The organism is Arthrobacter sp. 01N442 (genome assembly GCF_056399345.1).
In genome coordinates, this window is sequence record NZ_JBFTRD010000006.1 from 266,456 (window position 1) to 291,226 (window position 24,771).

Genomic DNA, 24,771 nt, shown 5'->3' on the forward strand with positions numbered 1-24,771 from the left:
AAACCTCAGGCTTTGGTGGCGCGCCAGCTTTGCGTCAGGTAGGGCAGCGCCACCATCTCATCCTGGCCGTGCGCGAGGTGTTCGTGCAGGTACCAGTCGAGGTTGCCGAGCACCTTGGCACGGGTGGACTCGCCGGCCCGCAGGTAGTAGCTGCGGGACTTGGCCAGTTCCATGATGTCCCTGGTGGTCACCGGGTCCTCCCAGCGGGTGAGATGGCTCTGCAGCCCGGTGAATTCGGGACCCAGCGGCGGCCTGAAGTGGGGCTTGTGGACGTCCCCGGCGTGCATGATCCGGGAGAGCCGGTGCACCCAGGGCACGGAGGTGTCCAATTGGTTCCAGACCAGGCCAAGCACGCCGTGCGGGCGCAGGATCCGGGCCACTTCGGTGCTGGCCAGCAGCGGATCGCACCAATGCCAGGCCTGCGCCACCGTGACCAGGTCGAAGGCCTCCGCCGGCAGGCCTGTGTGTTCGGCGGTGCCCTCGACGGCGGTGACGCCCGGCAGGGCCCGGCGCAGCTGCTCGAGCATGTCCAGGGACGGATCCACGGCCACGGTCCGGAGCCCGCGCTCGACCAGCAGGGCCGTGAACTTGCCGGTGCCTGCGCCCAAGTCGGCGGCGTCGCTTGCCCCGGCGGGGATCAGCCAGTCGGCGGAGTCCGCCGGATAGCCGGGCCGTACCCGGTCGTAGTGCTCGCCGCCGTCCTGGAAGCTCTGTCCGAGCTCCTGCCGCCGGTGGTGGTGGAGTTTGGGGCCGCCGCGTGCCACGTGCGATCTCCTTCGGCAGCTTTTGGTAAGTACCATCCGAATTTACCGCACGGGGCTGGACCCCGGAGCCCCTAGTCGGCGGTGCAGGGGGCGGCACCGGCAGTGCCAGGCGTGTTGGGCGCCCAGTGCGGGTAGCTGCGGGTGTCGTTGGCCGGCACCCACCGTCCGGCGTCCACGACATAGTCCCAGCCGAGGCCGTTGTGCCGCAGCTCCCGTATTCCGGCGAGCAGCCGCTCGGCATCCTCAAGCCGCGACCCGAGGCCGAAGCTGGCGCGGAGCGAGCCGGCGGGCAGGCCCAGCCGCTTCAGCAGCGGGTGCGCGCAAAACCGCCCGTCGCGCAGGCCGACGCCGTGCTCGGCGGAGAGGTAGGCCGCGACCAGTCCGGCGTCGTAACCGGCAACCGAGAAATTGACGACGCCGATCGTCCCGGGGCCGGTCGCCAGGGCGGTGTCCTCGAAGATGTGGTGGACGCTCACGCCGTCGATCAGCTGCAGCCCCTCGACCAGGTAGGAGCGGATGGCGTCCTCGTGGGCGTGCCACTGCTGCTCGTCGAGCGCCTCGATGACCTGGCTGGCGCGGGCCAGCGCGGCCGCACCCAGGACATTGGGGGAGCCGCCCTCGTGGCGGGCTGGGCCCGTGGTCCAGCTGACGGAGTCGAGCCGCGCGTCCCGTACGGCGCCGCCGCCGGCCAGATGCGGGGTGCCGGCGTCCAGCCAGTCCGGCCGTCCCACCAGCACGCCGGCGCCGAACGGGGCGTAGAGCTTGTGGCCGGAGAAAGCGAGGTAGTCGACGTCGTCCGCGGCGATGTCGATCCGGCGGTGCGGGGCGAGCTGGGCCGCGTCGACGGCGATCCGGGCACCGAATTCGTGTGCCAGGGCGGCCAGTTCGCGGATCGGCAGGATTTCGCCGGTGACGTTGGAGGCGCCGGTCACGGCGAGCAGGCTGACGCCGCCAAGGGCGAGTTCCGCCCGCAGCCGCTCCACGGTGCCGCGCAGGGTGGGGGCCGCCACGACGCTGCGGTGCGGGACGTTCTGCCAGGGCAACAGGTTGGCGTGATGCTCGATGTCGAGGTAGAGCACCTCGCCGGTGTGCCGGCCGCCGTCGGCCGGCAAACAGCCGGCCAGCAGGTTCAGCGAGTCGGTGGTGTTCCGGGTGAAGATCACGGAGTCGTCCGGCCGGCCGCCGACGAAGTCGCGGACGATGTTCCGGGCGTTTTCGTACACTGAGGTGCTCAGCTGGGAGGCGTACCCGGCGCCGCGGTGCACGCTGGCGTAGTACGGCAGGATCTCGTTCAGGTAGGCGGACACCACGGACAGTGCCGGGGCCGAGGCTCCGTAGTCCAGGTTGGCGTAGCGGACCTGGCCGCCCTGGATCAGTGGGGCCTGGATTTCAGCGCCGGACACCGCGGACAGCGGCTGGCGGGCGGCGTCGATACGTGCGTCGCCAACGGCGGCGGGGGAGGGGCTGTGGCTGGGGATGGTGGCAGTCGTCATGGGACCTCGCTCGAAAAGGACCCCGCTCACAGGGGATCCGCGCTTGCCGGGTCCGCTCCGGACCGGCCAGGTCGTCACCCGGGGCACCCCGCCGCGAATGGAGGGTTGCCGGCCAGCAAACCGGGGTTTAGCGCTGGCACTCGTGACCTGCTTCGAGCCTAGGACATGGCCGGCCGCGCCGAAAAGGCAGGCCGGAATGTGAAGCGCAGTGTTACGGACTGCCGTGGGCGCGCCAGGCTACAGCAGGTCGTCGAGGCCGGGGTTGAGGCGCTTCAGGACTTCCGAATGCAGGATCGAGTTGGTGGCCAGGGCGTTGCCGCCGAAGGGGCCGTCCTCGCCCTCGAGCGAGGTGAAACGGCCCCCGGCCTCCGTCACAATCGGGACGAGCGCGGCCATGTCGTAGAGGTTGAGCTCCGGCTCGCAGGCGATGTCGACGGCGCCCTCGGCCACGAGGCAGTAGGACCAGAAGTCGCCGTAGGCACGGGTGCGCCAGACCTCCTCGGTAAGGCCGAGGAACTCGTCGAGGTTTCCGCGCTGCTTCCAGCCGCCGAGGCTGGAATAGGAGAGGGACGCATCCTCAAGCCGCGAGACGTTGGAGACCTTCAGCCGGGTGGCGGCGGCCAGTGAGCGGCCCATGTACGCGCCGGCGCCTTTAGCGGCCCACCAGCGCTTGCCCAGGGCAGGGGCGCTGACGACGCCGACCACAGGTTCGCCTTCGTCCACGAGGGCGATCAGGGTGGCCCAGACGGGGACGCCGCGGACGAAGTTCTTGGTGCCGTCGATCGGGTCGATGATCCACCGCCGCGAGCCGTGGCCGGAGCTGCCGAACTCTTCGCCGAGGACGGCGTCGCGCGGGCGGGAGCGGGAAAGCTGGCCGCGGATGGCCTCCTCGGCGGACTTGTCCGCGTCGGTGACGGGGGTGAGGTCCGGCTTCGTCTCGATCCGAAGGTCGAGCGCCTTGAAGCGGCTCATGGTCTGGGAATCTACGGAATCTGCCAGTACATGGGCAAGGCGCAGGTCATCGTTGTAGCTCGAAGCTGGTTGGCTCATGCTTCCAAACTACCGTCAAAACGCCCCGAGGACCGGGAGGCCACGTCGCAGCCTGCCTAGTGGGCGCTGCTAGGAGACGCTGCCGAGTTCCTTGGTTTCCTGCGCTTCCATCCGCGGATCCGTGCCGAGCAACCGGCGCAGGGAGGCAAGGCGCGCCGGTCCCGACGGGCCCGCGTGGCCGCCCTGCACCCACGCGTCCACTCCGCAGTTCACGGCGGTAGCGTCGTGCTTGCAGCCCCGTTCGCAGTCGTCGGTGCCCGGTGCCAGGTCCGGGAAGGAGCGCAGGATCCGGTCCGGGTCCACATGGGCCAGGCCGAAGGACCGGATGCCCGGGGTGTCGATAATCCAGCTGCCGGCCGGGGCATCGCTGACCTTCAACGCCAGCGCCGAGGAGGAGGTGTGGCGGCCCCGGCCGGTGACGGCGTTGACGCCGCCCGTGGCCCGTTCGGCCCCGGTGAGGGCGTTCACCATGGTGGATTTGCCGACGCCGGAGTGGCCCAGCATGACGGTAACTTTCCCGTCGAGGTGCTCTCGCAGCTGCGAGACCGCGGCCTTGTCCAACCGGGCGGACAGTCCGTCGTCGGAGCGGGCGTCGATGCCTGAGGCGGCCGAATCCGCCGTCTTGGAGATGATGACCGGGAAGTCGAGGTGCTGGTAGTTGGCCAGCAGCTCGGCGGGATCCTTGACGTCGGCCTTGGTGACCAGCAGCAGGGGCTCGATGCCGGCGTCGTAGGCGGCCACGAGGGCGCGGTCGATGAAACCGGTGCGCGGTTCCGGGTTTGCCGCGGCTACGACGACGACGAGCTGGTCGGCGTTGGCGACGACGGCGCGCTCGATCGGGTCCGTGTCGTCCGCGCTGCGGCGCAACAGCGTCCGGCGGTCCTGGATCTTGACCAGCCTGGCCAAGGTGTCGGGTTCGCCGCTGACGTCCCCGACGAGGGAGACGAAGTCCCCGGCAACCACGGGATTGCGTCGCAGCTCCCGGGCCCGGGCCGCGATGATCTTACGTTCGTCGGCTGTGCCCTCACCGACGACGGCGGTGTAACGGCCGCGGTCCACGGTGACGATCCGGCCGGTGACGGCGTCGTCGTAGCTGGGCCTGTCCTTGGTGCGGGGGCGGGAGCCCTTCTTGTTGGGGCGGATCCTGACGTCGGATTCGTCCCAGGAATCAGTGCTGCGTGCCACCGGCGGCGTCCTTGTCTGCGGGGCCTGTCCGGCCGAGCATGGCCGTCCACAATTGCGGGAAACCGGGCATGGTTTTGGCCGTGGTGTCGATGTCCTCGACCTGGACCCCGGGGACGGCAAGTCCCAGGATGGCACCGGCGGTGGCCATCCGGTGGTCCGCGTAGCTGCGCACGACGCCGCCGTGCAGCGTCGCCGGCCGAATGATGAGTCCGTCCTCGGTTTCTTCCGCGTCGCCGCCGAGGCGGTTGATTTCCGCAACGAGGGCGGCGAGCCGGTCCGTTTCATGGCCCCGGAGGTGGGCGATTCCGCTGAGCCGGGAGGGGCCGTCGGCCAGGGCACAGAGGGCTGCCACGGTGGGAGCGAGCTCGCTGGTGTCGTCGAAGTCGCCGCCCTTGATCTCCGGACCGCCGGTCACGGTCAGCGTGCCGCCCTCCAGCGTCACGGTGGCGCCCATGCTGGCGAGGATGCCGCGCCAGAGATCCCCCACCTGCGTGGTCCCGGCCGGCCAGTTGGGGATCCGTACGGTGCCACGGGTGGCAAGCGCCGCCGCGAGGAACGGCCCGGCGTTGGAGAGGTCCTGTTCGATCCGCTGGTCGAAGGCGCGGATGGGGCCGGGGGAGACCACCCAGTGGTTTGGCACCGAGTCATCGACCGCCACGCCGACGCCGCGCAGCGCGGCCACCGTCATGGTGATGTGGTCAAGGCTCGGCACCGGCCTGTTTGATCCGTCGCTGCTGCGGTGCTCCAAGTGGAGTCCCTCGGTGAAGCGGGCGCCGGCCAGCAGCAGGGCGGAGACAAATTGGGATGAGGCGCTGGCGTCAATGACGAGGTGGCCGCCGCGGACTTCGCCCGTGCCCTCGACGGAGAACGGCAACGACGATGCCGGTCCGCCGTCCGGCGCGCCGACTGCCACGCCGAGGCCGGTCAGGGCTTCGATAATGGTGCCCATCGGCCGTTTGCGGGCGTGCGGATCGCCGTCGAACACCGTCCGGCCGCGGTGCAGCGCGGCAACCGGCGGGACGAAGCGCATGACCGTGCCGGCGAGGCCGCAGTCGATCGCGGTGTCCGCGGCGGCAGCCTCGAGCGTGATGGGGGTGATGGCCAGGTCAGGGCCGTAGGCGCCGTCGCCGGGCACTTCGGTAATGGTGGCCCCCAACTGCCGCAGGGCCTCGATCATCAAGGCCGAGTCCCGCGAGTGCAGCGGGGCACGCAGCCTGGACGGGCCGTCCGCGAGGGCGGCCAGAACCAGATACCGGTTCGTCAGGGACTTGGACCCTGGAACCGTCACGGTCGCGTCGACGGGACGTTCCGCGAACGGCGCAGGCCAGTGCGAACCGCCGCCAGCCGGAAGGGAAGGGGCCGCTGCGGTGGGGGTGGTGCCAGTCATTGCCGTCTTAGGCTCCGACAGCGTGGTCGACGGCCTTGCGTACCGCCTTGTCAGCCTTCTTCAGCTTCTTGCCGGTGGTCTTCCGGGCGTCGGCCGCGAGGTGCGCGGTGGTCTTCCGGGCGTCGGCCGCGAGGTGCTCCGCGCGCCAGGCCAGGCTCGGCTTACCCGCGGTGTCCACGGCAGCCAGCAACACTCCACCGGTCAGCGAGACGTTCTTCAGCAGCTGCTTGCGCCGGGCGTCCCGGCCTTCTTTGGAGGAGATGTCCGCACTGCGCCATTCCACGAAACCATTGAGCGCCGAGATGACAGCGAGCACGGTGGCGGCGAGGCGGGCTGACTTACCCAGGGCCAGACACACGCCGGCACCCACCTGGGTGCCGCCGATCACGCGGGCCAAAACCTTCTCATCGGCCTGAAAGGGGAGGGACTCGGCAGCGCGGCGCAGCAGGGGAGACAGCTGGGTTGCCGTGTCATCCGCGTTCTTTAGCTTGTCCATGCCTGCGAGCACGAAACTGGAGGCGAGCATGGGACGGGCGAGAAAGCGGACAAAGGACATGAATTTCCTCCTGGATGGACGAACCGCGGACGCTATGCGGGAGAACCGGTTCTAGTCTTGCACTTTTGCGGAATATTTGCCCGTTGTGCGCGGTTGTGCAAGACAGAATCCAGCCGAAATGGGGGCGGGAAAACCAGCGCAGTAACGAGGTGCACGGCCGGTTGTTCGGCCTGTGCAGGAAGGCGGAGGTTTGATTCTGGTTAAAGAATCCGGGCTATTGGAAGAAACCGCTGCGGACCCATGGGCCGCGGCCCGGACGGGAGCCTTAAACGGCCGCCCGAAGGTGACAGTAGACTTGAAGGCAATGAGCACCATGGATCCGGCCGTTGCGGCCATGCACGAGGTTGCCGGAAACGACGACGCCAAGCCCTCCGAGGCAACCGCCGCCAGCAGCGCGGCGGTCACCACCCCGGTGGACGAGGCCGTTGCGGAACGGACAGCCGCAGAGACCGTAGCAGCGGACGGCACCGGCCAGCCGCTGGACACCGCGGCTGAGACTACGGACGAGCGCCGAGTGCGCTTCGAGCGCGACGCGATGCAGTACGTTGACCAGCTTTACTCCGCGGCAATGCGGATGGCCCGGAATCCGGCCGACGCCGAGGATCTGGTCCAAGAGGCCTACACGAAGGCGTTTTCCGCCTTTCACCAGTACAAGCCCGGGACGAATCTCAAGGCCTGGCTGTACCGGATCCTCACGAACACGTACATCAACCTGTACCGCAAGCGTCAGCGCGAACCGCTGCAGTCCAACTCGGACACCATCGAGGACTGGCAGTTGGCCCGCGCGGAGTCGCACACCTCGACCGGGCTGCGCTCTGCGGAGGCCGAAGCGCTGGACCATCTGCCGGATTCGGACGTGAAGCGGGCGCTGCAGTCGATTCCGGAGGAGTTCCGGCTTGCCGTCTACTTCGCCGACGTCGAGGGCTTCGCGTACAAGGAAATTTCAGACATCATGAACACCCCCATCGGGACCGTCATGTCCCGGTTGCACCGCGGCCGGAGAATGCTGCGGGACATGCTGGCCGACTATGCGGCCGAGCGGGGATTCAGGGCCGCCGGCGATCCCGCCGCAGCGGCCGAAAGCAACAATCAGGAGAACAGGAAATGAGCGACTGCCAGGGACTGGGCGACTGCGACGACACCCGGATGCAGCGCATCTACGAGTACCTCGACGGGGCCCTGACGCACGATGACATCGCCGAGATCAAGAAGCACCTCGACGAGTGCCCGGAGTGCCACGAGCAGTATGACCTCGAATGCATCATTCGCGTGATGGTGAAGCGCTCCTGCACCGAGGCCGCGCCGGAGAACCTCAAGAACTCCATCCTGGACCGGATCCACTCGATCGGCCCGGTTGAGGCCGACGCGGACGCCTGAGCGCCGCCAGCGGAAGCTTGGGCGCCGCAGACAGCGAAAGACCCCGGGAACCGTCAGGTTCCCGGGGTCTTTCACTTAGAGCTTTCAATCCAAGCCGTGGCTTAGGTGTTGGGGCGCTTACCGTGGTTCGCGCCGCCACGCTTACGGTCACGACGTTTACGTGCACGCTTGCTCATAGCTGGCCTCCTTAATCTTGGTACTCAAAAGAGCTGCCCTCAAGTCTCCCACATTGGCGGACCCGCCGCGAACCGGGAGCCCGCCGTCGGGGCCTCAATCGTCCAATGAGTTCCGGATGGAGATCCGTGCCTGGTCCAGGACTGTCTTGACGGTTTCCAGGGTGACCGGGCTGACTGGCCTCGCCCCGGCGTGCCGGCGCAGCTCGACCCGGATGTCGTCCCGGAAAGACTGCACCAGCATTTCGGCCTCCCGCAGCCGGCGGTCGCCTTCCTTGGAGTAACGCGCCCCTGCCGGGGACGCGGCGCTGCGGGCCGTTGAGCGCGCCGCCTCGGCCGTGGCGGCAAGGTCCGCCCGGAGCCCCTGCATGTTTACGCGGATATCCTGCCGCAGCTTGTCGGCCAGCCGGCGGACTGAGGCGGAAATGTCCTCCTCCACACCTGCCACGTCCTCGCGCCGCCTGTTGAGTTCCACCAGTCCGGCCGGGGTGATGCTGTAATTGGTCCGCCGGCCCTCCGTGCGGGTGGCCACGAGCCCCTCTTCCTCAAGCTTGGCCAGCCGCGGATAGATTGTGCCGGCGCTGGGGGAGTAGGTGCCGCCGAAGCGGTCGCTGAGCGCCTTGATCAGCTCGTAGCCGTGCTTCGGGCCGGACTCCAGCAGGGCCAGCAGGTACAGCCGCAGCGCGCCGTGGGCAAAGACCGGAGGCATCAGAGGCCCGTTTCGGCGTCCGGGTTGGGCTGGCCGTGGAAGATCGAGGTCTTCCCCGACACCGAGTTGGTCCGGACCAGCATCAGCTTGGCGTCCGGGCCGGCGATGGTCTGCAGCGTCCCGCCGGGCTGCATGTAGCGCTGGTCGTCAATCACGACCGCGCCGCTGGCCGACTTCGCGATGATGTCCACGCCGACGTCATGCGGCAGCCGGATCGTGACATCGCCGGAGACCGAGTTGGCGCCGAAGTCCTGGGTGAAGCCGTGCAGGTCGAAGCTCAGGTCCCCGCTGACGGTATTGGCGCGGATGTTGCTGAACTCGCCCGAGGCCGTGACCTCGCCAGAGACGCTCTTGGCCGTCAGCACGCCGTGGTGGTTGCGGGCGATGACTTCGCCGCTGACGGTGCTCACGGCGAGTTCGCCCGTGGTGCCGTCGGCCAGGACGGAGCCGGAAACGGTGTTGAGCCTCGTGTGGCCACTGACGCCGGAAACCATGCCGTCGCCGCTGACGGTGCCGGCCTCGACGTCGACGCCGGCCGGCACGGCGATGCTGATCACCACCGTATTGCTGGAGCTGTTGTTGACCGTGCCCATCAGGTTCTTGAACCAGCCTTGCGGGCCGTGCAGTTGGTGCCGCACTTCGAGCCGGCCGTCCGTGAGGCTGACCGCCAGCGGATCGCCATCGATTTCGGAAACCTCGATGCGGGCCACGTCCTCGTCGTGGGTGACGATGTCGAAGCGGCCCCGGACAATGCCGAGCTTGAGCGAGCGGACGCCGTCGACGTCGATGGTTTGGGGACCGGTAACGGTCCACGTGTTCTGTTCCATGGTTCCTCCGGAGGCGGACGGATGCGATCGGGCCAGCGTCGCCGCTTGCGATATATCGCGACTATGGAAACACGGTATATCGCGACTAGGGGCCAGTCAAGATATATCGCGAGAGGATTTCAGGCGCCTGCCCCAGATCGGCCGGGAGAGCCCGGGCCTACTCCGGTGCGTCCAGTCCCAGCCACTGGAACCAGCCGCGGTGCAGCACGAGCCAGGCCATCAGGCCGTAGCCGGCCTGGCCCGGGGTTCCGCCGTTGGCCGCGAGGTCCTGCCGCCACTGTTCGTGGTTCAAGAGCGGCGAGAAGGTGTCCACGTAAAGGTGTTTGCGACGCGTCGTGACGTCGGCGAAGGCAGTGTTGAGCTCGCCCAGCCGGCGGTTCTGGGCGGGGTCCAGCGTCGGCGGCGGCCCGACGACGAAGACCTCGATCTTGTTCTGCGAGGCGGAGTCCAGGATGTTGGCGAGGTTGAGCCGGCTGCGGGCGGTGGACAGCCCGAACTCGATGTCACGGCCGGACAGGCCGATCACCAGGCGGTTTTCATGCTGCGGGCCGAAACGCCGGCCGGCTTCCTCGAGCCAGCGCTCGGCCAGCCCCTCGGTCCCTTCCTGCGGGCAGGGCAGTGAGTAGCTTTCGAGGCTAAGTCCGTCGTGCGGAGTGCGGGCGAGCACCCGTCCCAGCCAGCCCAGCGCCCGGGGGTCGCCCAGGCCGGCCAGCAGCTCATCTCCAACGGCTGCGATCCGCAGCTTCCGATCTTCCACGACTACCTCTTCATTCCCAATGCCGGTTCAAAGCCTTAAACGAAGCTGCCCGGCCGGAGTCGTGGTGTTCCACTTCCGGCCGGGCAGCCTGCTCTTACTTACGTGCGAATGCCTGCTTGAGCAGGGCGTCCTGCTCGGCTGCGTGGCGCTTCATCGACCCTGCCGCGGTGGAAGCCGAGGCGGGCCGGGAAACCAGGCGCACGCGGCGGTCCAGCGCATCCGGCAGGTTCAAGCCAATGAACGGCCACGGTCCCTGGTTGGCGGGCTCGTCCTGCGCCCAGACAACTTCGGCGTTCGGGTACTTGGCCAGCTCGGCAGCGATTTCCGCGGCGGGCAGCGGGTAGAGCTGCTCGGCCCGGATGATCGCCGTCGTCGTGTCCCCGGTCTTCTGCCGGGTGGACAGCAGGTCGTAGTACAGGCGGCCGGAGACCAGCAGGACGCGTTCGACGGCGTCGGACTGCAGCTGCTCGTGCTCCGGGATGACCGGCCGGAAGGTACCCGTGGTGAAGTCCTCCACCGAGGACGCCGCGGCCTTCAGGCGCAGGAGCTGCTTCGGGGTGAAGATGATCAGCGGCTTCCGGGGCCGGCTGTACGCCTGGCGGCGCAGCAGGTGGAAGTGCGAGGCAGGCGTCGTGGGGTTGGCCACGATCATGTTCTCCTCCGCGCACAGCTGCAGGAAGCGCTCGATCCGTGCCGAGGAGTGGTCCGGGCCCTGGCCCTCGTAGCCGTGCGGCAGCATGAGCACCAGCGAGGACCGCTGGCCCCACTTCTGCTCGGCCGAGGAGATGAACTCGTCGATGATGGTCTGCGCGCCGTTGACGAAGTCGCCGAACTGCGCCTCCCACAGCACCAGGGCATCCGGGCGCTCGACCGAGTAGCCGTATTCGAAGCCCATGGCCGCGTATTCGGACAGGAGCGAGTCGTAGATCCACAGCTTGGCCTGGTCATCGGAGAGGTGGGCCAGGGGCATCCACTCGTCGCCGTTGGCGCGGTCGTGGAAGACGGCGTGGCGCTGCACGAAGGTGCCGCGGCGCGAGTCCTGGCCGGCGAGCCGGACCGGGACGCCTTCCATGCTGAGCGAGCCGAAGGCAGCCAGTTCGCCGAAGCCCCAGTCGATGCCGCCTTCGCGGGACATCTGCTCACGCTTCTCAAGCAGCTGCTTGAGCTTGGCGTGGACCGTGAAGCCCTCGGGGAATTCGACGTGCGCCTTGCCGATCCGGGCCAGCGTCTCGGTGGAGATCGCGGTGGACTCCGGGGCGCTGATGCCAGTGTCGGACTGCTGGGCGGAAGGCCGTTCCAGGTCAGACACAGCGGCGGAATCCGCGGTGATGATCGGGATCGGGGAGGTCTGCGCTGCGTGGGTCTCGGCAAAGACCCGCTCGAGGCGTTCCTGGTAGTCGCGGAGCAGCTGCTCGGCTTCTTCCTCGGTGATGTCACCGCGGCCGATCAGCGACTCGGTGTAGAGCTTGCGGACCGAACGCTTGGCCTCGATCAGGTTGTACATCAGCGGCTGCGTCATCGAGGGGTCGTCGCCCTCGTTGTGGCCGCGGCGGCGGTAGCAGACCATGTCGATGACAACGTCCTTGTGGAACCGCTGGCGGAACTCGTAGGCGAGCTGGCCAATGCGGACCACGGCCTCCGGGTCGTCGCCGTTCACGTGGAACACCGGAGCCTGGATCATCTTGGCGACGTCCGTGGAGTAGGTGGAGGAACGCGAGGACGACGGCGCCGTGGTGAACCCGACCTGGTTGTTGACCACCACGTGGATGGTGCCGCCGGTGCGGTAGCCGCGCAGCTGCGAGAGGTTGAGCGTTTCCGCGACAACGCCCTGGCCGGCGAACGCGGCATCGCCGTGCACCATGATCGGCAGCACGGGGAAGGACTCGCCCTGGTCCAGGCGGTCCTGCTTGGCGCGGACAATGCCCTCAAGGACGGAGTCCACGGCTTCGAGGTGCGAAGGGTTGGCGGCGAGGTAGACCTTGGTCTCCTTGCCGTTGTCCGAGGTGAAGGTGCCCTCGGTGCCGAGGTGGTACTTCACGTCGCCGGAGCCCTGGACGGAGCGCGGGTCCTGGGTGCCTTCGAATTCGCGGAAGACCTGCGCGTAGGTCTTGCCCGCGATGTTGGTGAGCACGTTCAGGCGGCCGCGGTGGGCCATGCCAATGGCTACTTCGTCGAGCTCGTCATCGGCTGCATCGGAGATGATGGCGTCCAGCAGCGGGATCAGCGACTCGCCGCCCTCGAGCGAGAAACGCTTCTGGCCGACGAACTTCGTCTGCAGGAAGGTTTCGAAGGCCTCGGCGGCGTTGAGCTTGGAGACGATCCGGAGCTGTTCGTCACGGCTCGGCTTCGAGTAGGGGTGCTCCAGCTGGTCCTGGAACCACTTGCGCTCTTCCGGGTCCTGGATGTGCATGTACTCGATGCCGGTGGTGCGGCAGTACGCATCGCGGAGCACACCGAGGATGTCGCGGAACTTCAGCATCGGCTTGCCGCCGAAGCCGCCGGTGGGCCACTCGCGGTCCAGGTCCCACAGGGTCAGGCCGTAGGTCAGGACGTCGAGGTCTGGGTGCTTTCGCTGGACGTACTCGAGCGGATCGGTGTCAGCCATCAGGTGTCCGCGGACGCGGTAGGAGTGGATGAGCTGCTGGATCCGGGCGACCTTGTTGATCTCGTCCGCCGGGTCCACCTGAAGGTCCGGGCTCCAGCGCACCGGCTCGTACGGAATGCGGAGCGACTCGAAGATCTCGTCGTAGAAGTTCTGCGCGCCCAGCAGGAGCTGGTGCACGAGCTTGAGGAACTCGCCGCTGCCGGCACCCTGGATGACGCGGTGGTCATAGGTGGAGGTCAGCGTGAGGACCTTGCTGATGGCGTTGTGCGCGATGATCTTCTCGCTGGCGCCCTGGAACTCGGCCGGGTAGTCCAGCGCGCCGACGCCGATGATGGCCGCCTGGCCCTTGGAAAGGCGGGGGACCGAGTGCACGGTGCCGATGCCGCCGGGGTTGGTCAGCGAGACGGTGGTGCCGGAGTGGTCGTCCGCGGTCAGTTTGCCGTTGCGGGCGCGCTTGATCAGGTCCTCGTAGGTGTGCCAGAACTCGGAGAAGTTGAGCGTCTCCGCCTTCTTGATGTTCGGGACCATGAGCAGCCGGGTGCCGTCCGGCTTGGGCATGTCGATGGCGATGCCGAAGTTCACGTGCGCGGGCTGCACGGCGACGGGCTTGCCGTCGACGACGTCGTAGTAGACGTTCATGGAGGGGAACTGGGCCAGCGCCCGGATGACGGCGTAGCCGATCAGGTGCGTGAAGGAGACCTTGCCGCCGCGGGCGCGGGCGAGGTTGGAGTTGATGACCACGCGGTTGTCGATCAGGAGCTTGGCGGGGATGGCGCGGACGCTCGTCGCGGTGGGCACCTCGAGGCTGGTCACCATGTTGGCGGCGATGGCCTTGGCCGGGCCGCGCAGCACGGAGACGACGTCTTCTTCCGGCGCGGTGGGGGCCTTGACGTTCTTGGGCAGCTGGGCCGGGATGGGGGTGCCGGCGCCGGGCTCGGTGGTCTTCGAGCCGTCGCGGGCCACGGTTGCCGGCGCCTTCTGGGCTGCGGCGGGAGCGGGGGCAGGGGCCGCAGCCGGGGCTGCGGGTGCTGCGGCCGGAGCAGCGGGGGCTGCCGGCGCCGGGGCTGCGGCGGGCTGCGCTACAACCGGAAGTTCACGGGTGGAGGGGTGCGCGACGGCCGTTGCCGAGGCGCCGTTGGTCGAGGAACCGTCGGTGGCGTCGAAGGATTCGAAAAGCGGCCACCACTTGGCGTCTACCGTGTTCTTGTCCTGCTGGTACCGCTCGTACAGTTCGTCAACGAGCCACTCGTTTCCGCCAAATTCCTCGGGTAGACGGTGGCTAGGCTGCTCTGGCACTTGAAATACGCCTCTTCCATGAGTTTGATTCCCGCTGGTTTCCACGGTGCCGCAGCACGTCAATCGAACCAGTTCTCCGCGTCCAGTGAACCCAGACCTTTGCCAGTCTAGTGACGATTCCGGCCAAACCGCCAATAAGGGTGACTCAAATCATCCACGAGCCGCAACGGCGTCCGATCGGGCACGGGGGAGCCGCTGCCGGGCCTGAACCGCGCCGTCCGCCGAGTGCCTCTAGAATCACAAACGAGACCCTCTATGAAGGAGCAGCCGTGCGTTTTTTGAGTGAGCCGAGCACAGACCTGACCTATTCGGACATCTTCCTGGTGCCCTCGCGCTCCGATGTCACCTCGCGGCTGGACGTGGACCTGTCGGCCGACGACGGTACCGGTTCCACGATCCCGCTGGTCGTCGCCAACATGACCGCGGTGACCGGGAAACGGATGGCCGAGACGATGGCGCGCCGCGGCGGCCTGGCGGTGCTGCCGCAGGATGTGCCGCTGGACGTGCTCCGGAGCGTGACGGCCTGGGTCAAGGCCCGGCACACGGTCTTTGAGACGCCGGTCAGCCTGCGCGCGTCGAACACCGTGATTGATGCCCTGCACCTGATGGGCAAGCGTCCGCACGGCGCGGTGGTGGTCGTCGACGACGCCGGGGCCGTCGCCGGCGTCGTCCGGGCCGCCGACTTCGAAGGCCAGGACCGGTTCGCGTCTCTGGCCTCCGTGATGCGCCACCAGCCGCTTGTGCTGGACGCCGCGGAGTTCGACGCCGGCGCGGGCTCCGACGCCGCGTCGGTGGCGCTGCGCCGGGCCTTTGACGCGATGGACGCCGCCGGTACCGACTTTGTCCCGGTGCAGCAGGACGGCGTCCTGGCCGGCGTGCTCACCCGCAAGGGAGCGCTCCGCTCGACGCTCTACCGGCCTTCCCTCGACGACGACGGCGCGCTCAAGGTGGCCGCCGCCGTCGGCATCAACGGCGACGTCGCCGGCCGGGCCGCGGAGCTGCTGGCCGCCGGCGTCAATGTGCTGGTGCTGGACACCGCCCACGGCCACCAGCAGAAGATGTTCGACGCCCTGGCCGCGGTCCGCAGCCTGAACCCCGGAGTGCCGGTAGTGGCCGGCAACGTCGTCACCGCCGACGCAACCCGCGAGCTGATCCAGGCCGGCGCGGACATCGTCAAGGTCGGCGTCGGTCCCGGCGCCATGTGCACTACCCGGATGATGACGGCGGTGGGCCGTCCCCAATTCTCCGCCGTGCTGGAGTGCTCGGCCGCGGCACGCGCTGCGGGCGGCCGCGTGTGGGCCGACGGCGGCGTCCGCTACCCCCGGGACGTGGCGCTGGCCCTGGCCGCCGGTGCGAGCCAGGTCATGATCGGCTCCTGGTTCGCCGGGACGCACGAGAGCCCCGGCGACCTGCAGCTGGACGCCAGCGGCCGCCAGTTCAAGGAGAGCTTCGGGATGGCCTCGGCGCGGGCGGTACAGAACCGCAACCAGCGCGAGGATGCCTACGAGAAAGACCGGAAAGCCCTGTTCGAGGAGGGCATCTCCACTTCCCGGATGTATCTGGACTCGACCCGCCCCGGCGTTGAGGACCTGCTGGACATGATCACTGCGGGCCTGCGGAGTTCGATGAGCTACGCCGGCGCGGCCGATCTGGCTGCCTTCCGGGAGCGGGCCGTCGCCGGGATCCAGTCGGCGGCCGGTTACGAGGAAGGCCGTCCGGTGCCGCAGAGCTGGTGATCGCCAAGCTGTAGACTGAAACTCTTATGGACAGTAAATCTAGGTGCCGGCCTGGGGGCTGTCAGCGCGGAACGGAATCCGTTCCCGCCCAGTCCACCCGCAGAGCCGGCAAACCCCGTTCACGCGCCCATCACTCATCCGCTGCACGGAACGCATCGTTCCACGGACAGAGTGCCCTACAGGAAACAGGGTCGGCCTCGGCTGACCATCCTCCGCCGGGACGTTTCCCCCGGCAGCCGCTCCGGCACGGCATCCTTCGCCATTTCAAGGCGGGCCGCTAAATGGAGTGGTTATTGCTCGGAGCAGGACTGCTCCTTATTTTCGGCACGGGCTTCTTCGTCGCCGTCGAATTTTCCCTGGTCGCCCTCGACCAGGCCACCGTGCAGCGTGCCGTGGACAACGGTGACACCGCCGCCGTCCCGCTGCTGAAGTGCCTCAAATCCCTTTCCACCCAGCTCTCCAGCTGTCAGCTCGGCATCACGCTGACCACCCTGCTCACCGGCTACGTCATGGAACCCTCGGTGGGGAAGCTGCTCGAAGGCCCGCTGACGGCCCTCGGACTGCCGGAAGCCGCGTCCGTATCGGTCTCGCTGGTCCTCGCGATGGCGCTGGCCACCCTGCTGTCGATGCTGATCGGCGAGCTGGTCCCGAAGAACATGGCCATCGCGCTGTCGTTCCCGGTCGGCAAGGCCCTGGCCCGGCCGCAATTGGTCTTCACCGCGATCTTCAAGCCGGCCATCATCGTGCTCAACGGCTTCTCCAATAAGGTCCTGAACGTCTTCGGCCTCGAGGCAAAGGAAGAAATCTCGGGTGCCCGCACCCCGGCCGAGCTTGCCTCGCTGGTTCGCCGCTCGGCCGCGATGGGGACCCTGGACGAACGGACCGCCAACTTCATCTCCCGCACCCTGAAGTTCTCAGGACGGACGGCCGCGGACGTGATGACGCCGCGGATCCGGGTGGAAACCATTGACGGCCACCAGCCGGTCTCGGACATTATCGAGGCAGCCAAACGCACCGGTTACTCGCGCTTTCCCGTAATCGGGGAGTCCTCGGACGATATCCGCGGCGTGGTGCACGTCAAGAAGGCCATCGCCGTTCCCGTGGACCGGCGCGCCAACCTGGAAGCCGGGGCGATCATGACCGAGGTGCTCCGGGTGCCTGAGACGATCCACCTTGACGGGCTCCTCGCCGAACTGCGCGAAGGCAATTTGCAGCTCGCCGTGGTGCTGGATGAGTACGGCGGAACCGCGGGGATCGCCACCCTGGAAGACCTCGTGGAAGAAATTGTCGGGGAAGTGGCCGACGAGCATGACAAGGTGCGGCCCGGGCTGCTGCAGAGCGCCTCGGGGGACTGGTACTTCCCGGGCCTGCTGCGCCCGGACGAACTCTCCGAGCAGATTCCGGGCCTCAGCGTGCCGGATGAGGCGGCTTATGAAACAGTCGGCGGCTACGTCATGAGCCAACTCGGGCGGATCGCGGTAGTAGGCGACACGGTCGACGTCGGAGGCGGAAAGCTCAGCGTCACCCGCATGGACGGGCGAAGGATCGACCGTATCTGCTTCAAGCCCGCTCCGGCGGAACACGAACCGCATGGCGGAAACAACGGGCGGATCGATGCTGCCGGAAAGGCCGGTGCCGCATGAGCGACTGGCTGGGAATCCTCTGGCTCGCCATTCTGCTGGTGGGCAACGCGTTTTTCGTGGCTGCCGAATTCGCTGTCATGTCCGCCCGCCGCAGCCAGATCGAGCCCCTCGCCGAGTCCGGGTCCAAGCGGGCCCAGACCACGCTGCGGGCGATGGAAAATGTCTCGCTCATGCTGGCCTGCGCCCAGCTCGGGATCACGGTCTGCTCGCTGCTGATCCTGCAGGTGGCGGAGCCTGCCATCCACCACCTCATGGCCGTCCCGCTGGAAGCGCTCGGGGTCCCGATGGAGATGGCCGACGTCGTGGCGTTTGCCATCGCGCTGCTGGCGGTCACCTTCCTGCACGTGACGTTCGGCGAGATGGTGCCGAAGAACATCTCCGTCTCGGTGGCGGATAAGGCGGCCCTGCTGCTGGCCCCGCCGCTGATGTTCATCGCCCGGGCGGTCAAGCCGGCGATCGTGGCCCTCAACTGGTCCGCCAACCACATCCTGAAGCTGATGCGGATCGAGCCGAAGGATGAGGTCACCTCCTCCTTCACGCTTGAGGAGGTCCAGTCGATCGTGCAGGAATCCACCCGGCACGGCCTGGTGGACGATGACGCGGGCCTGATCACGGGTGCGCTGGAGTTCTCCGAACACACTGCGTCCCAGGTCATGGTTCCGCTGGACAAGCTCGTGATGCTCAAGGCAGCCACCACGCCTGAGGAGTTCGAGAAGGCCGTGAGCCGCACCGGGTTCTCGCGCTTCCCGATGTTGGACGATGAGGGCATGCTTTCGGGCTACCTCCACATCAAGGACGTGCTCTCGATTCCGGAGGCCGGCTACCAGCACCCTATTGCGGAAAGCCGCATCCGCTCGCTGGCCAACCTGGCCATGGACGACGAGATCGAGAAGGCGATGTCGGTCATGCAGCGCACCGGCTCGCACCTTGCCCGTGTGATCGGCCCGGACGGGCACACCCAGGGCGTTCTGTTCCTGGAGGACGTGATCGAGCAGCTGGTCGGAGAGATCAGGGACGCGACGCAGGCAACCGGCTACCGCAGGCTTGGGCAGGATTAGCGGAGGCTGGCAACACGGGTCTGGCCCTAAATAGGAATCATTCCTATTTAGGGTTAGACTCGGTGTGTTGCTAACGCTTCTCAATAACAGATCCGAGGTATTCCCGTGCGCCGTTCCGCCGCCACTGTTCTCCTGGCCGGCCTCAGCAGCCTCCTGCTGAGTGCCTGCGGCCCGACGTCGGGCGACCGGCCGGGTGCCGGCGACGGCGTCGTCGAGGTGGTCGCCTCCACCAGCGTTTACGGCGATATCGTCCGCAGCGTCGGCGGCGACAAGGTGCGGGTCACCTCGATTATCAGCCGGACCAGCCAGGATCCGCACTCCTACGAGGCCACGACGCAGGACAAGCTGGCCGTTTCCAAGGCCGAACTGGTGGTGGAGAACGGCGGCGGCTACGACGACTTCCTGGACAAGCTGGCCGCGGACACCGGGCTGGATAAAAAGAACCTGCTCAACGCCGTGAGCATCTCCGGCCTGGTCTCCGGATCCCCGGCAACCTTCAATGAACACGTTTGGTACAGCCCCGGCGCGATGAGCCGGCTGGCCGATGCGCTGGCGGAGAAGCTGGCCGCCCTGGAACCCGCCTCGGCCGGGGAAATCAAGAGCAACGCCGCGGCGCTGAAGAAGGAGCTCGGCGGCCTGGAGACCCGGCTGTCGGGGCTCAAGGCATCGGCGGCCCGCGGCGGGGTCGCGGTCACCGAGCCCGTGCCGCTCTACCTGCTGGAAGCGGCCGGCCTGGAGAACCGGACGCCGGCCGAATACAGCGCAGCCATCGAATCCGGCTCGGACGTTCCACCCGCCGTTCTGCGCTCCGCCGTCGACGTGGTGAAGTCCGGCGGGATCCGGTTGCTGGCCTACAACCCGCAAACGGAAGGCCCGCAGACCCGGGCGCTCAAGGACGCCGCCGTCGCCGCGGGCGTTCCGGTGGTGGACTTCAGCGAGACCCTGCCGGAAGGCAAGGGGTACCTGCAGTGGATGTCCGCAAACGTGGACCACCTGGCCCAGGCCCTCAAGCAGAGCGGAAAAACCCGTTGACACCCGTCGTCAGCCTGCGCGGAGCCTCCCTCACGTTCGGCGACCGGACCCTGTGGGAGAACCTGGACCTGGACATCAATCCCGGCGAGTTCTTCGCCGTGCTGGGGCCTAACGGCAGCGGCAAGACCACCCTGCTTAAAGTCCTGCTGGGTTTGCAGGACCTGAGCTCCGGGACGGCCACCCTGGACGGCCAGCCCATCGCCCGCGGAAGCCGGCGGATCGGCTACGTCCCGCAGCAGGAGTCGTTCGACCCGGACACCCCGCTGCGCGCCCGGGACCTGGTGGGCCTCGGCGTCGACGGTCACCGTTGGGGCATCCGCCTCGGCGGGGGCAGGGTGAACCGCAGGATCGACGGGCTGCTCGCCGAAGTGGGCGCGCAGGACTACGCCAAGGTCCCGGTGGGCAAGCTCTCCGGCGGCGAGCAGCAACGGCTGCGCGTGGCGCAGGCCCTCGCCACGGACCCCAAGGTGCTGCTGTGCGACGAACCCCTGCTGTCGCTGGACCTGCACCATCAGCAGGCGGTCAGTGCGCTCATTAACAAGCAGTGCCACGAGCAGGACAGCGCCGTGATCTTCGTGACGCACGAGATCAACCCGATCATGGACTACGTCGACCGCGTGCTCTACCTGGCCGGCGGGCGCTTCCGCGTGGGAACGCCCGAGGAGGTCATGGCCACCGAGGTCCTGTCCGATCTGTACGGCAGCCATGTCGAAGTGATCCGCGCCAACGGCCGGTTGATTGTGGTGGGCCTGCCGGATGCGACGACGCACCACCATGAGGACGCCCACTCGGTGGCGGGGGAGGTGGGCTAGATGGACTTGGACAGCGTGATCCATGCGATCTTCAACTTCGAGAATTACGGCGAACTCCTCAACCTGGTGCAGAACTCCCTCTGGGCCGGCGCGGTGCTGGGCCTGCTCGGCGGCCTGGTGGGCACCTTCGTGATGAAGCGAGACCTCGCCTTCGCGGTACACGGCATTTCCGAACTCTCCTTCGCCGGCGCGGCCTTCGCCCTGCTGGTCGGCGCCGACGTGGTGCTGGGCTCGCTCGCCGGCTCGGTGGTGGCGGCCCTGCTGCTGGGGCTGATGGGGGTCCGGGCCAGGGACAAGAACTCGACCATCGGGGTGCTGATGCCTTTCGGGCTGGGCCTGGGTATTCTCTTCCTCTCACTTTACGAGGGGCGTGCGGCGAACAAGTTCGGCCTGCTCACCGGCCAGATTGTCTCCGTCGGCACGGTGCAGCTGCAGGTGCTGGCCGTGGCCGCCGTCGTCGTCATGCTGGCGCTGATCGCCATCTGGCGGCCGCTGACCTTCGCGAGCGTGGACCCCAGGGTGGCCGCGGCGCGGGGCGTCCCGGTGCGCGGGCTGGCGCTGGGCTTCATGCTGCTGCTGGGCGTGAGCGTGGCACTGTCCATCCAGATCGTCGGCGCGCTGCTGGTGCTGGCACTGCTGATCACTCCGGCCGCCGCGGCCCTGCGGGTGACCTCGTCGCCGCGGCTCGTGGTGCTCCTGAGCGTGGTCTTCGCAGTGACGGCAACCGTTGGCGGCATCCTGCTGGCACTCGGCGGCCGGCTCCCGATCAGCCCCTACGTGACCACGCTGTCCTTCCTGATCTACGTGGTGTGCCGGGTGATCGGTGGAGTCCGGGACCGCCGCGGCTACAACGGCCGGACTGTCGCGCCGGCATCATGACGCACCGGATCGAGGATCACCCGGGGCCTGGCTACTGACCTTGGCACGCCGGCGCCGCTGGGCCAACTAGCGTTTGCGGCGTGCACGATAGTGGTGGAGGACCCGGAGGAAGTCATCGGATGAGAGTCCTTCCAGCGTCAGTCCGAAGACGCCCCCTCGTCCTACGAAGAGCTTCTCGACGAGGGCCGCGTCCGATGGCGATTCAGTGAGGATCCAGCGGGCGAAGTGGGGCGTCAGGTGTTGGAGATGCTTGCATCGTTCATGCATCTCGTCCCCTGCGCTGTAACCGGTGCCGATCACCAGATCGTGCTGCCGGCTTCGTTGGACCTGTCGGAGAGCCTCTCCGATGAGCAGGACTTCCTCGACCGCCCGCAGGGAATACTCCTGCGCGGCAAATTCCGTAAGTCCGACGGGCGCGGTGAGTCCGAGTGCCGTGTACGCGTCCAAGATAATTTCGTAGTTGTAGGGCTGAAACGTGAGGAAGTCCCGGATAAAGCGCTCACCCGAGAACTTGGATTGGATTCCCCGGACAAGGCTCTCGGTTTTCCCATGCTTATGCCAACGGCTCGGTTGCGGGGTGCCGTCGTGCAGGCTGATCTCCATCGCCTCTGCAAATGGTCCGTCGGAGCGCAGGTCGCGGTCGAAGGCAGCCAGGGTTTCCGTTGAGAACGTGCCGAAAGACTTGAGCCCTTCCGCTATTTGGGTCCTCCTATGGCCGCGCTCCCACTCCCGCAGTTGCGCCGAAAACAGGGCGGCTTCTCGGCGGCGTTCCGCCGTCAGTCCAAGGGCCAAGAGTCTTTCCTCGGAAACATTGGCCGACCACTCGGCCTTAAGCCGGTCCTCGTCCGCCGTCGACAGCCGGAACTCCGCCCACACGCGTTCAGCCAACTCCGACAGGATCCGGGTCCTCTCGCCATCATCCAGCTCGTCCATGGACCCGATCCTAAGGGCCGGTCATCGAATTGTGCTCGGAACCGGTGTTTTAGGACCGATAGCACCAGTCGAGATTTGCTAGTTGCCGGCCTGCAGGGCGGTGCACTCCGGGCACAGCCCGAAGATCTCCACGGTGTGCTCAACGGCGGTGAAGCCGTGCTCGCTCGCGATCCGGGCCGCCCAGGCCTCGACGGCGGGCGCTTCGACCTCAACGGCCTTGCCGCAGTTGCGGCAGAGCAGGTGGTGGTGGTGGCCGGTGACCGCGCAGCGCCGGTAGACCACCTCGCCGTCGGCGTTCCGCAGCACATCCACCAGGCCGTCATCGGCGAGCGACTGAAGGATCCGGTAGGACGTGGCGAGGGAGACCGAGGTACCCCGCTCCTGCAGGATGCGGTGCAGTTCCTGGGTGCTGACGAAGTCGGCCAGTTCGTCCAGGGCGGCGCTGACGGCCAGGCGCTGCTTCGTCACGCGCTGTTCCTTGCCCGGTTCCTTGGGCGGTTCCTTGGCCGCCGGCTGTCCGTTCGGGCCAGCGGCGGCGGTGCCGGCCGGCGCCTGGCTGCCGCCGGTGGGGGCGCCCTGGGACATGGGGAAACTCGCTTCGCTGGTGGTCATACTGCGGGAATGGGCAAGGTCCCAGATTACCAGCCGGAGATCGTGGACACCGCTTCGCAGGGCGCCATAGGCTGGCCGGATGAAGCTTACGAAATTCACCCACGCCTGCGTCCGCCTCGAAAAGGAAGGCCGGGTGCTGGTGCTGGACCCGGGAACGTTTTCCGAAACTGAGCAGGCCCTCGCCGGCGCCGACGCCGTCCTGATCACCCACGAGCACGCGGACCACATCGACGTCGACGCCGTTTCGGGCGCCCTGCTGGCAAACAAGGAGCTGCAGCTGTTCGCTCCCGACGGCGTGGCGTCCCAGCTGCGCGGCAAGGCGCCGGATGCTGCGGAGCGGATTTCCACGGTGGCTGCCGACGAAAGCTTTGAGGCGGCCGGCTTCGCCATTCGGAGCTTTGGCGGCCAGCACGCGCTGATCCATCCGCAGATCCCGGTGGTTGCGAATGTCGGTTTCCTGGTGGATTCCAACGTCTACCACCCGGGGGATTCCTTCGCGATTCCGGACGGCATCGAGGTGCAGACCCTGCTGGTGCCCATCCACGCGCCGTGGAACAAGGTGGGCGAGGTCGTGGACTTCGTTATCGGCGTGCGTGCGCCGCGGGCTTTCCCCATCCACGACGCCCTGCTCAACGACGCGGGACGCGGCCTGGTGGAAGCACATGTCACCCGGATTGGCGCTAGGTACGGCACCGAATACCGGCACCTTTCCAGCGGCGAATCCGTGGAGGTCTAGCTTCGCCCGCCGCTTACTCGGGCCACACGCCGGTCGCAAAAAAGCCGCGGATGGTCTCCTGGTGCGGTGCCGGGTCCAGGCCCTGCGACTGCAGCCACTCCGGGCTGTAGTAGTTGCCGGAGTACCGGTCGCCGGCGTCGCACATGAGGGACACAACGCTGCCGCGCTGCCCCTCGGCGATCATCTGGGCGATCAGCTGCCAGACACCCCAGAGGCTCGTGCCGGTGGACGGGCCGGCGTGCAGTCCGGCGTAGTCACGCAGGTGCCGCATGGCCGCCACTGATGCGGCATCGGGCACCTGGATCATGTGGTCGATCACGGCAGGGACGAAGCTTGGCTCCAGCCGGGGACGCCCGATGCCCTCGATCCGGGACGGCAGGCCCGGGGCTTCCGTTCCGGCGTCGCCCTTGCGGCTGGCCAGCCAGCCGGGGAAGAACGCGGAGTTCTCGGGATCGACGACGGCGAGCTGCGTGTCGTGCCGCTGGTAGCGCAGGTACCGTCCGATCGTGGCGCTCGTCCCGCCGGTGCCTGCGCCTACGACGATCCAGCGGGGGACCGGGTGCTCTTCGAGGGCGAGTTGGCCGAAGATCGACTCAGCGATGTTGTTGTTGCCGCGCCAGTCGGTGGCGCGCTCGGCGTAGGTGAACTGGTCCATGTAATGGCCGCCGGTGCTGCGGGCCAGGTCCTCGGCGGCGGCATAAACCTCCGAGGCGTGGTCCACCAGATGGCACGAGCCGCCGAATTGTTCGATCAGGGCGATCTTCTCGCGGCTGGTGGTCCGGGTCATCACCGCGATGAACGGCAGCCCGAGCAGCTGCGCGAAATACGCTTCGGAGACGGCCGTGCTGCCGCTGGAGGCCTCCACGATGGTGGTGTCTTCGCGGATCCAGCCGTTGACCAGCCCGAACAGGAACAGCGAGCGGGCCAGCCGGTGCTTGAGGCTTCCGGTGCGGTGGGTGGACTCATCCTTGAGGTACAGCTGGATGCCCCACCGCTCCGGCAGGGGCACCGAATAAAGGTGTGTGTCTGCTGATCTGATGTTCTCGGCATTGATCCTGCGGATGGCTTCGTCGGCCCAATCCCGGTCCTGCTGGCGCGCTTTGGTCACCGCCCCAGCCTACCCGCGGCGGTGCATGGCCAGTGGAGGCGGG

Annotated in this window: 23 protein-coding genes and 1 riboswitch; of the genes, 9 read left to right on the top strand and 14 right to left on the bottom strand. The window is 67.7% G+C overall.

What is annotated here, in order from left to right:
• Positions 1-5 precede the first annotated feature (5 nt).
• The 6 genes from AC1DNC_RS14190 to AC1DNC_RS14215 all read right to left on the bottom strand — a co-directional run bounded on the left by AC1DNC_RS14190 (position 6) and on the right by AC1DNC_RS14215 (position 6,435).
• Complete coding sequence (locus AC1DNC_RS14190) at positions 6-764, bottom strand: class I SAM-dependent methyltransferase (protein WP_476863163.1); 759 nt, start codon at positions 762-764, stop codon at positions 6-8.
• Positions 765-835: 71 nt separating this feature from the next.
• Positions 836-2,257: an aminotransferase class V-fold PLP-dependent enzyme gene (locus AC1DNC_RS14195; protein WP_476863164.1), complete on the bottom strand. Its 1,422-nt coding sequence runs from the start codon at positions 2,255-2,257 to the stop codon at positions 836-838.
• Positions 2,258-2,291: 34 nt separating this feature from the next.
• A riboswitch (SAM riboswitch) is annotated at positions 2,292-2,405 on the bottom strand.
• Between the two features lie 89 nt (positions 2,406-2,494).
• Positions 2,495-3,307, bottom strand: coding sequence for a histidinol-phosphatase (gene hisN, locus AC1DNC_RS14200; protein WP_476863165.1), 813 nt, complete (start codon positions 3,305-3,307; stop codon positions 2,495-2,497).
• 69 nt (positions 3,308-3,376) lie between these two features.
• The gene (rsgA, locus tag AC1DNC_RS14205) at positions 3,377-4,492 is read right to left on the bottom strand and encodes a ribosome small subunit-dependent GTPase A (protein WP_476863166.1); all 1,116 of its coding nucleotides are present in this window, start codon (positions 4,490-4,492) and stop codon (positions 3,377-3,379) included.
• Entirely contained in the window at positions 4,476-5,879 is a 1,404-nt protein-coding gene (aroA, locus tag AC1DNC_RS14210) for a 3-phosphoshikimate 1-carboxyvinyltransferase (RefSeq protein WP_476863167.1), read from the bottom strand. The genes rsgA and aroA overlap by 17 nt, the downstream gene beginning before the upstream one ends.
• A gap of 7 nt (positions 5,880-5,886) precedes the next feature.
• The gene (locus AC1DNC_RS14215; RefSeq protein ID WP_476863168.1) at positions 5,887-6,435 is read right to left on the bottom strand and encodes a DoxX family protein; all 549 of its coding nucleotides are present in this window, start codon (positions 6,433-6,435) and stop codon (positions 5,887-5,889) included.
• Between the two features lie 304 nt (positions 6,436-6,739).
• On the opposite strand from AC1DNC_RS14215, the gene AC1DNC_RS14220 reads away from it, so the two are divergent.
• Positions 6,740-7,543: a sigma-70 family RNA polymerase sigma factor gene (locus AC1DNC_RS14220; protein ID WP_476863169.1), complete on the top strand. Its 804-nt coding sequence runs from the start codon at positions 6,740-6,742 to the stop codon at positions 7,541-7,543.
• Positions 7,540-7,812 (top strand): mycothiol system anti-sigma-R factor, encoded by a 273-nt coding sequence (gene rsrA, locus AC1DNC_RS14225; RefSeq protein WP_476863170.1) that lies wholly within the window; start codon positions 7,540-7,542, stop codon positions 7,810-7,812. The genes AC1DNC_RS14220 and rsrA overlap by 4 nt, the downstream gene beginning before the upstream one ends.
• Before the next feature lie 101 nt (positions 7,813-7,913).
• Here the strand turns inward: rsrA and AC1DNC_RS14230 are convergent, their stop codons facing one another.
• The 5 genes from AC1DNC_RS14230 to AC1DNC_RS14250 all read right to left on the bottom strand — a co-directional run bounded on the left by AC1DNC_RS14230 (position 7,914) and on the right by AC1DNC_RS14250 (position 14,179).
• A complete protein-coding gene (locus AC1DNC_RS14230; protein WP_369299106.1) occupies positions 7,914-7,988 on the bottom strand; it encodes a 50S ribosomal protein bL37 in 75 nt (24 codons plus the stop codon).
• A 94-nt stretch (positions 7,989-8,082) separates the two neighbouring features.
• Positions 8,083-8,694 (bottom strand): PadR family transcriptional regulator, encoded by a 612-nt coding sequence (locus AC1DNC_RS14235; protein ID WP_476863171.1) that lies wholly within the window; start codon positions 8,692-8,694, stop codon positions 8,083-8,085.
• A complete protein-coding gene (locus tag AC1DNC_RS14240; protein ID WP_476863172.1) occupies positions 8,694-9,521 on the bottom strand; it encodes a DUF4097 family beta strand repeat-containing protein in 828 nt (275 codons plus the stop codon). Before AC1DNC_RS14240 ends, AC1DNC_RS14235 begins: the two co-directional genes overlap by 1 nt.
• Before the next feature lie 157 nt (positions 9,522-9,678).
• Complete coding sequence (locus AC1DNC_RS14245; protein WP_476863173.1) at positions 9,679-10,278, bottom strand: GDSL-type esterase/lipase family protein; 600 nt, start codon at positions 10,276-10,278, stop codon at positions 9,679-9,681.
• Positions 10,279-10,372: 94 nt separating this feature from the next.
• Positions 10,373-14,179: a multifunctional oxoglutarate decarboxylase/oxoglutarate dehydrogenase thiamine pyrophosphate-binding subunit/dihydrolipoyllysine-residue succinyltransferase subunit gene (locus tag AC1DNC_RS14250; protein WP_476863174.1), complete on the bottom strand. Its 3,807-nt coding sequence runs from the start codon at positions 14,177-14,179 to the stop codon at positions 10,373-10,375.
• Between the two features lie 269 nt (positions 14,180-14,448).
• On the opposite strand from AC1DNC_RS14250, the gene AC1DNC_RS14255 reads away from it, so the two are divergent.
• The 6 genes from AC1DNC_RS14255 to AC1DNC_RS14280 all read left to right on the top strand — a co-directional run bounded on the left by AC1DNC_RS14255 (position 14,449) and on the right by AC1DNC_RS14280 (position 21,339).
• Positions 14,449-15,915, top strand: coding sequence for a GuaB1 family IMP dehydrogenase-related protein (locus AC1DNC_RS14255; RefSeq protein WP_476863175.1), 1,467 nt, complete (start codon positions 14,449-14,451; stop codon positions 15,913-15,915).
• A 281-nt stretch (positions 15,916-16,196) separates the two neighbouring features.
• Entirely contained in the window at positions 16,197-17,558 is a 1,362-nt protein-coding gene (locus AC1DNC_RS14260; protein WP_476863176.1) for a hemolysin family protein, read from the top strand.
• Complete coding sequence (locus tag AC1DNC_RS14265; protein WP_476863177.1) at positions 17,555-18,616, top strand: hemolysin family protein; 1,062 nt, start codon at positions 17,555-17,557, stop codon at positions 18,614-18,616. The genes AC1DNC_RS14260 and AC1DNC_RS14265 overlap by 4 nt, the downstream gene beginning before the upstream one ends.
• Before the next feature lie 105 nt (positions 18,617-18,721).
• Positions 18,722-19,648 carry a metal ABC transporter solute-binding protein, Zn/Mn family gene (locus AC1DNC_RS14270; protein ID WP_476863178.1) on the top strand — a complete coding sequence of 309 codons (927 nt, stop codon included), beginning with the start codon at positions 18,722-18,724 and terminating at the stop codon, positions 19,646-19,648.
• The gene (locus tag AC1DNC_RS14275) at positions 19,645-20,460 is read left to right on the top strand and encodes a metal ABC transporter ATP-binding protein (protein WP_476863179.1); all 816 of its coding nucleotides are present in this window, start codon (positions 19,645-19,647) and stop codon (positions 20,458-20,460) included. Before AC1DNC_RS14270 ends, AC1DNC_RS14275 begins: the two co-directional genes overlap by 4 nt.
• Positions 20,461-21,339 (top strand): metal ABC transporter permease, encoded by an 879-nt coding sequence (locus AC1DNC_RS14280; RefSeq protein WP_476863180.1) that lies wholly within the window; start codon positions 20,461-20,463, stop codon positions 21,337-21,339. It abuts the gene before it with no gap.
• Positions 21,340-21,405: 66 nt separating this feature from the next.
• Here AC1DNC_RS14280 and AC1DNC_RS14285 read toward each other — a convergent pair whose 3' ends face one another.
• Both AC1DNC_RS14285 and AC1DNC_RS14290 read right to left on the bottom strand, forming a co-directional pair.
• The gene (locus tag AC1DNC_RS14285; protein WP_476863181.1) at positions 21,406-22,272 is read right to left on the bottom strand and encodes a hypothetical protein; all 867 of its coding nucleotides are present in this window, start codon (positions 22,270-22,272) and stop codon (positions 21,406-21,408) included.
• 78 nt (positions 22,273-22,350) lie between these two features.
• Complete coding sequence (locus tag AC1DNC_RS14290; protein ID WP_476863219.1) at positions 22,351-22,857, bottom strand: Fur family transcriptional regulator; 507 nt, start codon at positions 22,855-22,857, stop codon at positions 22,351-22,353.
• Between the two features lie 106 nt (positions 22,858-22,963).
• On the opposite strand from AC1DNC_RS14290, the gene AC1DNC_RS14295 reads away from it, so the two are divergent.
• Complete coding sequence (locus tag AC1DNC_RS14295) at positions 22,964-23,620, top strand: MBL fold metallo-hydrolase (protein ID WP_476863182.1); 657 nt, start codon at positions 22,964-22,966, stop codon at positions 23,618-23,620.
• A gap of 13 nt (positions 23,621-23,633) precedes the next feature.
• Here the strand turns inward: AC1DNC_RS14295 and AC1DNC_RS14300 are convergent, their stop codons facing one another.
• On the bottom strand, positions 23,634-24,728 hold the full coding sequence (locus tag AC1DNC_RS14300; RefSeq protein WP_476863183.1) for a PLP-dependent cysteine synthase family protein: 1,095 nt from the start codon (positions 24,726-24,728) through the stop codon (positions 23,634-23,636).
• Positions 24,729-24,771: the final 43 nt, after the last annotated feature.

What these genes read in the sequence shown, in the direction of transcription:
- AC1DNC_RS14220 (WP_476863169.1), top strand. Translation starts at nt 6,740, where the DNA reads ATGAGCACCATGGATCCGGCCGTTGCGGCCATGCACGAGGTTGCCGGA.
- rsrA (WP_476863170.1), top strand. Translation starts at nt 7,540, where the DNA reads ATGAGCGACTGCCAGGGACTGGGCGACTGCGACGACACCCGGATGCAG.
- AC1DNC_RS14240 (WP_476863172.1), bottom strand. Translation starts at nt 9,521, where the DNA reads ATGGAACAGAACACGTGGACCGTTACCGGTCCCCAAACCATCGACGTC.
- hisN (WP_476863165.1), bottom strand. Translation starts at nt 3,307, where the DNA reads ATGAGCCAACCAGCTTCGAGCTACAACGATGACCTGCGCCTTGCCCAT.
- AC1DNC_RS14215 (WP_476863168.1), bottom strand. Translation starts at nt 6,435, where the DNA reads ATGTCCTTTGTCCGCTTTCTCGCCCGTCCCATGCTCGCCTCCAGTTTC.
- AC1DNC_RS14265 (WP_476863177.1), top strand. Translation starts at nt 17,555, where the DNA reads ATGAGCGACTGGCTGGGAATCCTCTGGCTCGCCATTCTGCTGGTGGGC.
- AC1DNC_RS14295 (WP_476863182.1), top strand. Translation starts at nt 22,964, where the DNA reads ATGAAGCTTACGAAATTCACCCACGCCTGCGTCCGCCTCGAAAAGGAA.
- AC1DNC_RS14280 (WP_476863180.1), top strand. Translation starts at nt 20,461, where the DNA reads ATGGACTTGGACAGCGTGATCCATGCGATCTTCAACTTCGAGAATTAC.
- aroA (WP_476863167.1), bottom strand. Translation starts at nt 5,879, where the DNA reads ATGACTGGCACCACCCCCACCGCAGCGGCCCCTTCCCTTCCGGCTGGC.
- AC1DNC_RS14285 (WP_476863181.1), bottom strand. Translation starts at nt 22,272, where the DNA reads ATGGACGAGCTGGATGATGGCGAGAGGACCCGGATCCTGTCGGAGTTG.
- AC1DNC_RS14260 (WP_476863176.1), top strand. Translation starts at nt 16,197, where the DNA reads ATGGAGTGGTTATTGCTCGGAGCAGGACTGCTCCTTATTTTCGGCACG.
- AC1DNC_RS14235 (WP_476863171.1), bottom strand. Translation starts at nt 8,694, where the DNA reads ATGCCTCCGGTCTTTGCCCACGGCGCGCTGCGGCTGTACCTGCTGGCC.
- AC1DNC_RS14290 (WP_476863219.1), bottom strand. Translation starts at nt 22,857, where the DNA reads ATGTCCCAGGGCGCCCCCACCGGCGGCAGCCAGGCGCCGGCCGGCACC.
- AC1DNC_RS14195 (WP_476863164.1), bottom strand. Translation starts at nt 2,257, where the DNA reads ATGACGACTGCCACCATCCCCAGCCACAGCCCCTCCCCCGCCGCCGTT.